This window comes from Paenibacillus hubeiensis (assembly GCF_032334105.1).
Taxonomy (GTDB): domain Bacteria; phylum Bacillota; class Bacilli; order Paenibacillales; family Paenibacillaceae; genus Paenibacillus; species Paenibacillus hubeiensis.
In genome coordinates this window covers 59,675-73,421 of the sequence record NZ_JAVYAE020000006.1, presented here as the reverse complement: position 1 = coordinate 73,421, position 13,747 = coordinate 59,675, and the positions used below count along the sequence as shown (strand labels likewise).

Here is a 13,747-nt window from a genome sequence, read left to right as displayed (position 1 = left end):
GTTCAACCGCAATCAGGCGGTTGCCTGCTTTCCTTTGGGCAGAAAGATGGCGAATACGCCCAGCAGCGGCAGGAAAGAACACAACTGGATGACCCAAGCGACGCTGGTGGCATCCATCAGGGAGCCCAGCACGACGGACCCCAGTCCCGCCATGCCGAAGGAAAGTCCAAAAAACAGGCCGGATACCGTACCGATGTGATTTGGCAGCAGTTCTTGCGCGTAGACGATAATTACGCTAAATCCGGACATCAGGATGATGCCGATGCATGCGCAAAGCACCATGGCCCAGATCGGACCCGCATAGGGGAGCAGGATCGAGAAAGGGGCCGTGCCTGCAATGGAAAACCAGATCATCGGCTTACGTCCGAATCGGTCGGCCAAAGGACCGCCAATCAGAGTGCCGACCATGCCTGCAAATTGCAGGATAAACAGGCAAATCTGCGCCTGGGACAACGATACGCCGTAATGGTCGGCATAATAAAACGAATAATATCCCGTCATTCCTGCCAAATAGACGAACTTGGAGAAGAGGAGCAGGATCAGAATGCCCAGCGTAAAGGCAATGAACGTTTTGCTGTATACTGCAGAGCCTCCGGCCTGTTCCTGGCGCTTAACGGACCGCTTCGCTTCAAAGCTCGCCTGCTGCAGGGCCAGCCTGTCTTTGTACCACCGGCTGACATAGGTCTGAATCAGCATGCCCGCCAGGGCCAGACCAATAAGCCACAGGAAGCTGTGCTGCCCGCGCGGCAGGATCAGGTAAGCAACGACCAGTGGCGCCAAAGCTTGCCCGGTATTGCCTCCAACCTGAAAGATCGACTGGGCCAGCCCGCGTCCTTTGCCTGCTGCCATGTGCGCAACCCGGGAAGATTCCGGATGGAGCACGGAAGAGCCTACGCCCAGCAGGGCTGCCGACACAAGCAGCATCCACAGTTCGGTGGATAGCGCGAATCCCAGCATGCCGAGCAACGAGCAGAGCATGCCCCCAGGCAGCAGAATGGGCATCGGTTTGCGATCCGACATATAGCCGATCAACGGCTGCAGAACGGATGCGGTAATGTTCAGCATAAACGCGATCCATCCCATTTGCGCAAAGCTCAGCTGCAGCGTTTGCTGGAAGAGCGGGAACGATGCCGGAACGACCGTCTGCATCGCGTCGTTGAGCAGATGAGCGAAGCTTACGCCGGCCAGTGCCCAGTTTGCGGCGTGGTTCACTTGCAATTTCATGTAGGCCGTCTGGGCCATGGAAATCACCTCGAAGATTTTTCTACTCATCATAGAAGATCGCAAACGGTTTGTCTTTGCGAAAAGTGCTGGGAAAGTACGCACTTTTTGCTATAATGTCAGCAGGTGAGAACAATATGGAATTGAACATAATGATGAACGATCTGGAACTATGGAAAGCTTCGGGCCGTTTTGCCAATGAACCGCATGTCCATGACGACTGGTATCAGGTCACGATGCCCGTGAGCGGAATATGCGATTTCGTTCAGGAACGCCGTGCCTATCAACTCGCTGCCGGAAAGGCCATTGTGGCGCATCCCCAAACCGAGCACTTTTTTCAGATGGATTCGGATACGAGCGTTATCGTCATCAAATTTCGCAGCCTTCCTGCGGCCGGTGGGAAGGATGGAGAACGGGAACATCGGCAGCAGGAGGTGAAGAGCCTGCATGTATTCGATACGCGGGAGATCAACACGTTGTTCAGAAGCTGTAGCGCCATTCTGCTGGAGGATGCACCGGAACCGCTTCAAATGCAGGAGCTTGAATTCAAGGTGCAAAGGTATCTGGACGGTTTGTTGAAGGGGCGGGAGCATTCCCCCCGGGAAGAAGGATTGCTTTCGGCTAAGCCTGCGCGAGTGGACGGTTTTTTCCTGGGGACCGCAGACACACATTTGACCCGGGTGCTTGAATATATTCACGACAGTTATACATCCGGTGCAATGAACATTGATTCGATGGCTGCCGTTGCGCATCAGAGCAGGTATCATTTCATGCGTTCGTTCAAAGCGATGACCGGATCGACCCCGCATCAATATGTGTTGAGGCTGAGGGTGGAACAGGCTTCGATGTTATTGCGCCGAACGCAGGCAAAAGTGACGGATATTTGTGCGCAGTGCGGATTCTCAAGCATCGACCAATTTTATCGGGCCTTTTTGCGGCTCAAGGGTTTAACACCCACCGAATACCGGCGTCAGACGTAATGCCTGCCCTGTAGAAGGAGCGTAAGGCATTACGTTTTTTGTGATTTGAAGAGGCTAGTTGTACAAAAAAAATAGTGGCTTCCGACGGATTTGTTTATTGCTAAATTGTGGAGGCTCTGCTATGATGGGTAAAATGTTATGTAAGCGTATTCATTTAATATAAAATTACAACGTTGTAATTATAAACATTCAGCATAATTTTTGTGAGTATCCTATTAATTATGAGATATTCCATCTGGTTTATCTATACATTTGTTCGAAATTTCAAACGTTGTAATTTATGAAGGGAAGGAGCTGATTCAAGGTGAAAAGACGATGGGAGGCGCTGTTCAAGCTGATGCGGCGCGACAAATACCTGCTGCTGATGTTCTCGCCCATCTTTCTGTATTACGTCGTGTTTATGTACGTTCCAATGCCCGGGGTTCTGCTGGCCTTCCGGAATTTTATGCCGGGTCAGGGCGTGTTCAGCGGAGAATGGGTGGGTCTGAAGTGGTTTGATCAATTCGTGCATTCCATCTATTTCTGGAGGCTGCTGCGGAATACGTTCCTGCTTGCATTCCTTCCGCTTCTCTTCGGGTTTTCGATTCCGATCCTGTTCGCGATTTGCATTGTAGAAATCAAAAACCGGGTGTTCAAACGTTTCGCGCAGACCGTGACGTATCTTCCCCATTTCATCTCGACCGTGGTTGTCGCCGGCATGATCATCAACTTTCTCTCTCCGACCGATGGCATCGTCAACACGCTGATCATGAAGCTTGGCATGGATCCCGTCAATTTCATGATGGAGCCGGGGTGGTTCCGTACCATTTTCACCAGCTCGGACATCTGGCAGAGCTTCGGCTTCAGCTCGATCATCTATATCGCTGCCATCATGGGCATCGACTCCGAAATGTACGATTCCGGCAAAATCGACGGTGTCAACAAATTTCAGGAGCTGTGGCACCTGACGCTGCCGAGCATCAAACCCACGATTGTGATCCTGTTATTGCTGTCGTTGGGCGGCATCATGAATGTAGGCTTCGAAAAGGTGTACCTGCTCTACAATCCCGCTACATACGATACCGCTGATGTTCTCTCCACTTATGTTTACCGTATGGGAATTATCGGACAAAACTACGGATTTGCGACCGCCGTCGGCCTCTTCAACTCCATCGTGACGTTTATTCTCGTCCTGGCAGCCAATACGCTGACGCGACGATTGACCAAGATGTCCTTATGGTAAGCCCATCATTAAGAAGCTGCGAGAAACTTAGCGGTACTTGATTTCGTCGCAGCTTCTAACTTCAAAGGAGGCGAAACATGAAGATTTCCGCAAGCGACCGGTTATTTTACGTTCTGGTTCACATTTTGACCATTCTTGCCGTGGTGGTCACCCTGTATCCTTTTCTATATGTGATCAGCATTTCGTTCAGTTCCGTCGATGCCATCGACAAACAGAAGGTGTTTCTGTTCCCCGTTGAATTTACGCTGTCCGGATACAAGATGGTGCTGCAATACCGTGAACTGTGGGTGTCCTTCTACAATACGGTCTGGTATACCGTGGTGGGCACGCTGCTTAATGTAGTGGCCACATGTCTGGCTGCATTTCCGTTATCCCGGCCGCAATTTTTTCTGCGCAGGAAACTTAACTTTTTCATCGCATTCACGATGTATTTCTCCGGTGGCCTGATTCCGGCATACATGCTGATTAACTCGCTGGGCCTGTATAACACCCGTTGGGTGATGGTACTGCCCGTGTTGGTCATTACGTTTAACGTTATGATCTGCCGCTCCGCACTGGAAGGCATTCCGAATGAAATATTCGAAAGCGCGAGTATTGACGGGGCCAATGAGATTACGATGCTGTACCGGCTGGCCGTGCCCATCATCAAGCCTACGTTGGCCGTGCTGGCACTGTATTATGCCGTGTTTCACTGGAACAATTTTTTTACCGCATTGCTTTATTTGGGGAAACAGGATATGCAGCCGCTCCAGATGTTTCTGCGCAGGGTGCTTGTCATGGCCTCCCCCGAGGTCATGCAGAAAATGGGCGGCGCGATGACCAGCAATGCACTGGCGGTATCCACCATCCAAGTGCGTTATGTATCCATTGTGGTCAGCATCGTTCCCATCGTCATGATCTACCCTTTTATCCAACGGTATTTCGTCAAGGGCATCACCCTTGGAGCCGTGAAAGGATAGCTTTACCCGCAAGCCATATCTAATCATGTGTTGTTCATGAAAAGGGAGGAGTCGACGGATGAAATTCAAAGGGGCAAGCAAAATCGCATTATTTGCATGGCTGGCGATCAGTTTGGCAGGCTGCAGCAGCGGGGGGACGGGAGGAAGCGCTGATGGAGGAGCTTCGGCGGAAGCAGAGTCGAGCTATAACTACACGGGAGCCGGCCCGGTGACCGACACGCCGGATGCCAGGCTGTCGATTCTGGCGACCAATGCCTGGACAACGAACGTGGACCTTTCCACAGCTGAAATCGTCAAAAAGATCGAAGGAAATGCCGGCGTCACGGTCGATTGGGACCTCATTCCGCCGCAAAACTACGCCGACGCGGTCAGCCCGCGGCTGGCGGCCGGATCGGACCTGCCGGATATCGTTTATTTGCCGGATCAGGACCAATTAATGAAGTATATCAATAGCGGCCTTTTTCTCCCGCTGGATGAGCTGTACGAGAAATACGGCGTCAATTTGAAGAAAATTTATGAAAAATCACCGTCCATTAAGGCAAGTCTGACCACGCCGGATGGTAAAATGTATTATGTGCCGCAGCAAACGCTGACCCGGAACTATATGCCATTATTCATGATCAACCAGCGGTGGCTGGGCAAGCTGAATCTGCAGGAGCCAACGACGTTGGACGAATTTACCGCCATGCTGCGCGCGTTCAAGGCTGGGGACCCGAATGGAAACGGCAAAGCCGATGAAATTCCGCTTTCCATGGAATCCAAGTTTATTCCGATGGCGTTTGGGCCGGCCTTTGGCCTCGATCTGTCCAACAACTTCTATGCCGATGATCAAGGCAAGGTGCATTTCAGCTATTACGAGCCGGCATACAAGGAGTATTTGGCGTATCTGAACGGTCTTTATAAAGAAGGACTGCTGACGGTTGATTATGCCAGCACGACGGGCGATCAGGTGACTTCCCGCATTTCGCAGGACGTGACCGGGGTGACGTTCAACTTCAGTTGGTACCAGTCGATGGTATACAGCCCGCTGTTCAAGGATTATGATCCCAAAGAGCCTGTATTCAAGGGCATCGCGCCGCTGAAGGGACCGCATGGGGATCAGTTCTACATTGGGCGCACGCCGGTGAGCGGCATCTTCGGCATTTCGAAAAACAGCAAAAATCCGGATCTCGCCTTCAAATTCCTCGATTACGGGGTCAGTGAGGAAGCCCAGACCATGTATACCTGGGGCATCAAAGACGATACGTATACGGAAGAGAATGGCGAGAAGAAATTCACGGACAAAGGCAAGGACAACGAATACATTCAGAAGCTGGGCATCGGTCCGGTGAATCTGCCGAACATTCAGTCCACCGACTCAGCCGATGCGGTTGTGCCGGAGTGGCACTCCAGCTTGGACAAAGAACTGGAGAAGTACGTGCATGAACCGTTCCCGTTTGTGTACGCGCTGCCGGACGAAGCCTCAATTGAAAGCACAACCATGCCTGACATTACTACGTATGTACAAGAGATGAATTTCAAATTCATCAGCGGTGAGCTGGGGCTGGATCAGTTCGACAGTTACATCGAAACGTTGAAAAACATGAACGTCGAGCAGGTCATTGCCGGAAGGCAGGCCCAATATGACCGCTACATGGCCGCACAAAAATAACCCTTTTGAGGTGTAGGACGTTTGATAACGATCAAGGACATTGCCAAATTGGCGGGGGTGAGCTACAGCACCGTATCCAAGGCGCTGAATGGCGACCCCCGCATCAAACATGAGACGAGACAGAAAGTGCTCGCTATCGCGGAGAAGCATCATTACCGCAAAAACATGCTTGCGAGCCAGCTTTCGACAGGCAGGAGCAGCATTATCGGCTTTGTATTGGACGAACTTAGCAATCCTTTGTTCTCTACAATCTCGGGGAATCTGCATGCGGAGCTGAAAAAGCGGGGGTATCAGATGATTCTCGTCGTAGCCGACGACGGTCTGGACATCTTCAGCCAGCTTCGTGTGGATGGATGCATTCTGTGGGATTTTGCACTGAACAACCGGGAGACGTTCTGGAAAGGTTTTGCTTCCCTGAACATGCCTTGCTTCGTGCTGGGCACGGATGAGACCCCCAATTCCCCCTACATTAAAATTGATCGCAAAGAGGGCATTTTCCGCGCGGTGGAACATTTGAAGGGATTGGGGCACCAGCGCATCGGATTTATCGGAAACTCCCAGCATATCAAGCTGGAGGGGTATCGCGAGGCCATGCAGCGCACCGGTCTGGCGTTCAATCCGGGCCATGTGCTGCCAGCCCACTCTTCCTGGGAAGACGGGTACTTTGCGATCCGCAAGCATGCGTTCGATTCGAATTCGCCAACGGCTTTCATCGGTCTGAACAACCTGGTGACTCGGGGGGCGCTGCGCGCGCTGCTCGAAGCGGGCTATAGCGTTCCGGGGGACGTTTCTCTTATTGGTTATGACGATCTGCCGGACATGCAGTATGCGGAAGTGGCGCTGACCACGATCGGCCCTCCGCTGGATGAACTGGCTGTGCAAGCGGCGGAGTTGATCGTAGCGTTGATCCGGGACGAAGAGGTGGATGTTCCGGTCGTGATCCAGCCCAGGCTGTACCATCGCAGCTCGGTGGGGCCATGCCTGGGATGAGGCTTCACTCTCAGGAACATGGCGTAGAAATGAAATGAAGGAGGATGAACGGATGGCGACGTTTCAGCCGATGGACGGATCAGGGCAGACGGCATACCGTTGCACGGTGGCCATGGACGGAAGCGGAGATTATCGCACTATTCAGTCGGCGTTAAATGCCATTCCGGCCGATGTTTCCGGGGAGGCGGTCATATCCATTAGAGCCGGGGTGTACAAAGAGAAGCTGACCATCGACAGGCAGGGCGTTCGCCTTGTCGGCGAAGGGGCGGATAACACGGTCATTACTTATGATGACTACGCACTTAAACGTTTTCCGAACGGCGAGCTCTACCATACGTTCCATTCATATACCGTTTTGATTGCCGCGGACGATTTTATCGCAGAAGGCATTTCGTTCGTGAACGCGGCTGGCCCGGGCAAGCAGGTCGGTCAGGCCATCGCCGCTTACGTCGATGGAGACCGGGCCGCGTTCAGGCGCTGCAATTTCATCGGACATCAGGATACGCTCTTTACCGGACCGCTGCCGGAGCAGCCGATGGATCGCAGTTTTTTCGGCGGACCTCGCGATGGGCTGGAGCGGCGCAAGCTTCGTCAATATTACGAGGATTGTTACATCGAAGGGGACGTTGATTTCATTTTCGGTTCGGCGACGGCGTTATTTCAAGGGTGTGAAATCTTCTCCAAGAACAGATTTTCGGGCCAAGAGATGCCGCAGGGGGAAGTGAACGGTTGGATCACGGCGGCTTCCACGCCGGAGGGAGTCCGGTACGGCTATGTGTTCAGCAATTGCCGCCTTACCGGCGACGCCCCGCCCCAATCCGTTTATTTGGGTCGGCCATGGCGCAACGATGCCAAAACATGTTTTCTTCACTGCTGGATGGGCCCGCATCTAAGGCGTGAAGGATGGCATAATTGGAACAAAAGCGAGGCCGAGTCTACCGTGCTCTACGCCGAATATCAAAGCAGCGGACCCGGAGCAGCCAAGGCCGGAGAGCGCGTGCCCTGGGCCAAAGTGCTGAGCGACGAAGAGGCGGCAGAATATGCAGATGCCTTGGTTGTGGCAGGAGAGGATCATTGGCGGCCCTTTGCTCGGTAATTCGGTTATCGACGGATGCAGAAGGCCGGGGTGCGGGTTCTTTCACTGCGATATGGGTTGATGCGCCAAACAAGCCAATGGACTTCCCGAAAAGCGGGCAATCCATTGGCTTGTTTGGTCTAGCTGCCTAGTGTGATTGATTAGCGCGGCTTAGAAGTTGAAGTTATCCGGGTCGGGACCGACGCGAACATTTTCGTTCAACCCGGAGATGCGATCCATTTCTTCCTTCGTCAATTCGAAGTCGAAGATGGACGCATTTTCGATAATGCGGTGTTCCTTGGTGGACTTCGGAATGGTGACGACGCCATTTTGCAGATCCCAGCGCAGAATGATCTGGGCCACGCTTTTTCCTTTGGCGGCCGCAATCTCGGTCAGGACCGGGTTATCCAGCAGTTGTCCCTGCATGAGCGGGGACCAGGCCTCAAGCTGAATGCCGTGTTGGTCGCAGAAGGCTTTGAGTTCTACCTGGGTCAGGCGAGGATGGTATTCGACCTGATTGACCATCGGTTTGATTTCCGCATCCTGCAGCAAGTCCTCCAAATGATGAATCTGGAAGTTGCTGACGCCAATCGCTTTGATGCGGCCGGCTTTGTACAGCTCCTCCATCGCTTTCCAGGCACCTTTATATTTGCCAGCTTTTGGCCAGTGGATCAGGTACAGATCCAGATATTCCAACCCCAGCTTGCTCATGGTTGCGTCAAAGGCAGCGAGCGTTTCCTCATATCCGAGATCAGCCGTCCATACTTTGGACGTAATGAATAATTCCTCACGCTTCACGTTGTATTCCTTCATCGCTTCGGCAATCGCCTGGCCGACGCCGGCTTCGTTGCCATAGATGGCGGCCGTATCCACGCTGCGGTAGCCGTGCTCGATGGCCTTTTTGACCGCTGCAATCAATTCGGAGCCCTCGTTTACCTGAAATACGCCCAGGCCGAACCAAGGCATACGAACGCCATTATGTAAGTTTACCGTCGATTGTAGATGTTGTGCTGTCATGGAATGACCTCCTCTGGATTGATATATCCAACCCTAAACAAAGGGATATGGATGAATAATTTAAATATGATCCGATTGAATCTATATAGATTGAATTGGACTCAATATATTATAATATAGTAAAATACGAAATTAAAGTTTATATAACATTGGAAGAGACTAGGGTACAGACCGCAGGTTTTCGTTCAGTGGATTTTTGTTCCCTGCAGATGCTATTATGAATTATTCTTTCGGTACTTATTCCACCGACGTTATATGATTGTTGGAACCGATTCTAATGCATTTCATCCAAGGAGCTGAGGAACGATGAATTACGAAATTTTGCATGAGGGTGCGTTTGCGATGCTTCGCGTTCGTCTGCAGCGCGGGGAACGATTCAAGGCGGAAAGCGGCGCTATGGTATCCATGACGCCGACGGTCGAATTGAAAGGTTCTGCGGAAGGCGGCATGCTCGCCGGTTTTGGCCGGATGCTTAGCGGAGAGAAGTTTTTCTTTCAGGAATTAACTGCAGTCGGCGGTCCCGCCGAAATTTTGCTTTCGCCCTCCAGCATAGGAAGCGTGGAAGCGGTCGAACTGGACGGCTCGTATTCCCTATATGTGCAGAAAGACGGCTTTCTCGCAGGCACGGAGGGCATTCAAGTCCACAGCAAGATGCAAAACCTGAAAAAGGGGCTATTTTCGGGCGAGGGCTTCTTTATCGTCGAGATCAGCGGCCGGGGCACGGTATTTCTGTCGTCATACGGGGCCATTCATGCCCTTCCATTGGCGGCGGGTGAGGAAGTGATCGTGGACAATGCCCATTTGGTGGCGTGGCCCCAGTACATGGACTACCGGATTGAAAAAGCTTCGCAAGGGTGGTTCTCCAGCGTAACCAGCGGGGAAGGCCTTGTATGCCGATTCCGCGGAGAAGGTATCGTCCTGATCCAGAGCCGAAACCCTCAAGGATTCGGGCAATGGGTGAAGCAGTTCATTCCTTCGCGTTAGGAAATGATGAATACGCATACGGTTTGCAACGGATTTCAATATCCAGGCGTTATTACACTACATGGACCCGGATCCAATCGCCAAGGCTTCTGCGCCCTAGTCTATGTGCCGAAGGATGGCACGAATGATGCTGAAAGCATGTTTTCATGGTGATGTTTTGATACGCGAACAGCGATGGCGGTCAGGCCCCAAGTATCAATGATGGAGGAAGATGAAATGACAGGCTCACAGTTTAAAAATGCACAAGAAAGTCCCGGACACCTGCTGTGGCAAGTGACGACGATGTGGCAAAAGGAAATTCGCAGGGTGCTGGAGCCCATGAACCTGACGCAGCCCCAATTTGTATTGCTGCATGCCGTTTCATGGCTCAATGAACGGGATCACGAAGAAAAGGGAGTCACTCAGGTTCAGATTGCCCAATTTGCCAATGTGGATGTTAACGTAACCTCGCAAGTACTGCGTACGCTTGAAAAAAGAGGGCTGATCACGCGGTCACGCCACCATACCGATACGCGTGCCAACATTATTCACACGACAGAGGCGGGAGCGAAGCTGGCGCTTGAGGCAATTCAGGTCGTAGAGGCCGCGGATCGGGAATTTTTTGGTCGGGTGGGCGAGCGCAGGGAAGAGTTCATGAAAACGTTGCAGCAATTCATCAATCATTCATCGTTCACCGAATCCTCCGAATAACTGATCGGCTCAATCATTAATGACGCGTGGTTGCATATCCGGGTTTCCTTATAGTGAAGAACCCCTTCTGGCCTGAAATGAGCCAGAAGGGGTTTTTCGGGTTGCGAAGTGTCATCCATCGATGCGATAGGTCGCGAACGGTTCGGCATGGCGGAAAGACTGGCTAAGTTGATCCAGCCCGTCCATCATTTCATCGGTGAGTTCCAATTCCAGGCTGCTCAGGTTATGCTCTAGCTGCTCGGTACGCGTAGCCCCGACGATGACGGTGGATACGGCCGGGCGGTTCAGCAGCCAGGCCAGGGAAAGGACGCTTGGCGAGCATCCGTATTCGGCGGCCTTTTCGCTGACCTGCTGGCCGAGCGTGATGTTCCGTTCCTGCAAAAAGCGGTTAAAGGAAGGGTCCGTATCCGCCCTTGAGCCGACCGGCACGCCGGATTCGGAATTATATTTGCCGGTCAGGATACCGCCGGCCAGCGGGAAGTACGGAATAATGCCTACGCCCTGATCCAGGCAAAGGGGAACGAGTTCCACTTCCGGCGTCCGGTCTGCCAGCGAATAGCTGGTTTGCGTGGAAATATAGCGTACGTATCCCTTCGATTCGCTCGTGGCCAGCGCTTTCATCAGCTCCCAGGCCGCGTAGTTTGAAGCCCCGATGTAGCGCACTTTGCCGGAAGTAACCATGTCGTCCAGCGTACGCAGCGTTTCATCCAAAGGCGTATATGGATCAAACGTATGGATCTGGTAGAGGTCTACATAATCGGTTTTCAGGCGGCGCAGGCTTTGTTCAAGCTCCTGCTGGAGGTGGAGACGGGAAGAGCCGCGTCCATGGGGGCCGTCATGCCGAGGCAAGCCCGCTTTGGTCGCGAGCACGGTTTGCTCTCTGCGGCCTTCCAGCGCCAGTCCGATGATGCGTTCCGATTCGGTTCCGGCATAGATGTTGGCGGTATCCACGAAATTGATGCCGCGATCCAGTGCGGCATGAATAATGCGAATGGAGGTCTGCTCGTCCGACCGTTTGCCGAAGGCATTGGTGCCCAGCCCGATGGCCGATACGCGCAGGCCGCTGTTTCCGAGACGTCGATATTGCATGGGTATCGCTCCTTTTTATGTCAACGGTTGTATAGCCGATTATAACTTATTTTGTTGAAAACACGTTACTATTGTAGTTAAATGATTCTATTAACGCGTATACAAAGGAGATATGATGGAAAACAGTATCGCAAGTCTAAGCCGGATGGACCGCAAAAAGAAGCCGCAAAAACCGAAGAAGTCATGGAAGAAACCCTTGCTGATCGCGTTCAGCGTTTTGATTTTATTGGGGGGCCTCGGATTCGTGTTTAGGAAAGATCTGGTCCTGCTGGGGTTTAAACTGTTCGCATCGGATACCGTTAAAGATGTGCTGGACGAGTCCTTCAAACCTGTGGGAGATGCGGAAGAAGAGCCTGTGGTGAAACATACCGACCCATTTTCCTTGCTGCTTTTAGGCATCGATCAGAGGGATAATGAACCAAGCCGTTCGGATACCATCATTTATTCTGTCGTGCGCCCGGAAGACAATAAGGTGTTGTTGTTATCCATTCCGCGAGACTCTTATACGGAAATCGTCGGCCGGGACGTGAAATCGAAGATCAACTCGGCATATGCCCACGGTGAAGCCAAAATGGCGATAGACACGGTGGAGCAGCTGCTGCAAAACAAGGTCGATTTCTATGCCGCGATCAATTTCAACGGACTCAAGGATATCGTGGATGCCGTAGGTGGCGTGGAGCTGCCGATCAAAAAAGACATCGAAAACAAGTTAAAGTCCCACGAGAAATTATTTGTGGCAGCGAACAAACCGATCTATAACGGGGAAGAGGCGCTCGGGTACGTCCGTTATCGCGAGGATTCGGATTTCAACCGGACGATGCGGCAGCGCATATTTCTGAGTGCATTCATGAATCGTGCGCTTGAAGTCAAAAATTTGACCAAAATCCCGGACGTCATCAAAATTGCCGGAAGCAATTTTACGACCAACATGAATTCGGACTTTATCATCGATTTTGCCGAGATGTTGTACATGAAGGACAGCATTCCTGCCATCAGCAATTATATGCTGAAAGGCGACGGGGCAATGCGAAGCGGTACATGGTACTATGACCTGTCGGAGAGTGATCTGGAGTATGCGAGAGGCATGATTGCCAGCTGGTTGGACCCGAATGCTGAAACCGTCATTGAACCGGAATCAACGGATGAAACCGGCGCGACGGATAAGAGCTAGAACGTAAGAAGCAACAAGCTCTTCATTATTTACATTATGAAAATAGGGAAGTACACGGAAGCCTAACGCGTTCCGTGTACTTTTTCGTTATGACATCAAGATGGCACGACAGATAAAGGCAGCTGAGAAGCCAGATGCCTCAGATCAAAATCCTCTGAGCTGTTATCTACGGCGATGAGATCAATATTTTCCCACATACATATATTCGCCTGTATTCCTTGGACAAAGGTATCCCAGTGTTCCAGTTTCCACTTGTCTCGCTCCAGGCCACGGCTTCTGATCCGCTGCTGAAGAACATCTGCATTCACATCAACTCGTAACACGACAGGAATAACCTCTTCCCAGCCATACTTGGAGATTAATCCATCAATGTAATCGCTTTTATGAAAATATCCAACAAAAGGCGCGTCAAGAATGACCGATCTGCCTAATTGCAGATTGTCGTTCGCCACGTTTAATAACGTTTCATACTCCAGATCCATAACAGTATCCCGGTAATAGGTGTTGCCGTCGCGCTCGTGAGGGGAGTAGCCGTGTGCTTCCAGAAGCTTTCCTGTGAAAGTGTTGCACACCACATCTTTATCCAGATAACAAAAATGGTGCTCGGCGGCAAGTTTTTTGCCGATCGTGGATTTGCCCGAGCCAGCGGAGCCGATCAGAAAAATCAGAACAGGTTTCATGAGGTTCCCCCCTAAAAA

At 51.8% G+C, this 13,747-nt stretch carries 13 protein-coding genes; 9 read left to right on the top strand and 4 right to left on the bottom strand.

The annotated features are described in order from the left end of the window. Positions 1–12: 12 nt before the first annotated feature. Positions 13–1,242: an MFS transporter gene (locus RSX24_RS17255; RefSeq protein ID WP_343261287.1), complete on the bottom strand. Its 1,230-nt coding sequence runs from the start codon at positions 1,240–1,242 to the stop codon at positions 13–15. Between the two features lie 116 nt (positions 1,243–1,358). Here RSX24_RS17255 and RSX24_RS17250 point away from each other — a divergent pair, with 116 nt between their 5' ends. From RSX24_RS17250 to RSX24_RS17225, 6 genes are all read left to right on the top strand, one after another. After that, on the top strand, positions 1,359–2,201 hold the full coding sequence (locus tag RSX24_RS17250; RefSeq protein WP_343261286.1) for an AraC family transcriptional regulator: 843 nt from the start codon (positions 1,359–1,361) through the stop codon (positions 2,199–2,201). 304 nt (positions 2,202–2,505) lie between these two features. Beyond that, the gene (locus RSX24_RS17245; protein ID WP_236413429.1) at positions 2,506–3,423 is read left to right on the top strand and encodes an ABC transporter permease; all 918 of its coding nucleotides are present in this window, start codon (positions 2,506–2,508) and stop codon (positions 3,421–3,423) included. 77 nt (positions 3,424–3,500) lie between these two features. Further along, on the top strand, positions 3,501–4,382 hold the full coding sequence (locus RSX24_RS17240; protein ID WP_339275224.1) for a carbohydrate ABC transporter permease: 882 nt from the start codon (positions 3,501–3,503) through the stop codon (positions 4,380–4,382). A 58-nt stretch (positions 4,383–4,440) separates the two neighbouring features. Then, complete coding sequence (locus RSX24_RS17235; protein WP_236413427.1) at positions 4,441–6,033, top strand: extracellular solute-binding protein; 1,593 nt, start codon at positions 4,441–4,443, stop codon at positions 6,031–6,033. Between the two features lie 21 nt (positions 6,034–6,054). Further along, the gene (locus RSX24_RS17230; protein WP_343261285.1) at positions 6,055–7,023 is read left to right on the top strand and encodes a LacI family DNA-binding transcriptional regulator; all 969 of its coding nucleotides are present in this window, start codon (positions 6,055–6,057) and stop codon (positions 7,021–7,023) included. A gap of 52 nt (positions 7,024–7,075) precedes the next feature. Next, a complete protein-coding gene (locus RSX24_RS17225; RefSeq protein ID WP_343261284.1) occupies positions 7,076–8,119 on the top strand; it encodes a pectinesterase family protein in 1,044 nt (347 codons plus the stop codon). Positions 8,120–8,269: 150 nt separating this feature from the next. Here RSX24_RS17225 and RSX24_RS17220 read toward each other — a convergent pair whose 3' ends face one another. Next, on the bottom strand, positions 8,270–9,115 hold the full coding sequence (locus tag RSX24_RS17220; RefSeq protein ID WP_343261282.1) for an aldo/keto reductase: 846 nt from the start codon (positions 9,113–9,115) through the stop codon (positions 8,270–8,272). Positions 9,116–9,421: 306 nt separating this feature from the next. Between RSX24_RS17220 and RSX24_RS17215 the strand changes: the two genes are divergently transcribed. Beyond that, entirely contained in the window at positions 9,422–10,099 is a 678-nt protein-coding gene (locus tag RSX24_RS17215; RefSeq protein ID WP_236413421.1) for a TIGR00266 family protein, read from the top strand. Positions 10,100–10,315: 216 nt separating this feature from the next. Continuing rightward, positions 10,316–10,789 carry a MarR family winged helix-turn-helix transcriptional regulator gene (locus RSX24_RS17210; protein ID WP_236413419.1) on the top strand — a complete coding sequence of 158 codons (474 nt, stop codon included), beginning with the start codon at positions 10,316–10,318 and terminating at the stop codon, positions 10,787–10,789. 111 nt (positions 10,790–10,900) lie between these two features. On the opposite strand, the gene RSX24_RS17205 is transcribed toward RSX24_RS17210, so the two are convergent. Further along, positions 10,901–11,878 carry an aldo/keto reductase gene (locus tag RSX24_RS17205; protein ID WP_343261281.1) on the bottom strand — a complete coding sequence of 326 codons (978 nt, stop codon included), beginning with the start codon at positions 11,876–11,878 and terminating at the stop codon, positions 10,901–10,903. A gap of 115 nt (positions 11,879–11,993) precedes the next feature. Here RSX24_RS17205 and RSX24_RS17200 point away from each other — a divergent pair, with 115 nt between their 5' ends. Next, complete coding sequence (locus tag RSX24_RS17200; protein ID WP_236413742.1) at positions 11,994–13,049, top strand: LCP family protein; 1,056 nt, start codon at positions 11,994–11,996, stop codon at positions 13,047–13,049. 95 nt (positions 13,050–13,144) lie between these two features. Here the strand turns inward: RSX24_RS17200 and RSX24_RS17195 are convergent, their stop codons facing one another. After that, positions 13,145–13,729: a P-loop nucleotide/nucleoside kinase family protein gene (locus tag RSX24_RS17195; RefSeq protein WP_236413416.1), complete on the bottom strand. Its 585-nt coding sequence runs from the start codon at positions 13,727–13,729 to the stop codon at positions 13,145–13,147. Positions 13,730–13,747 lie beyond the last annotated feature (18 nt).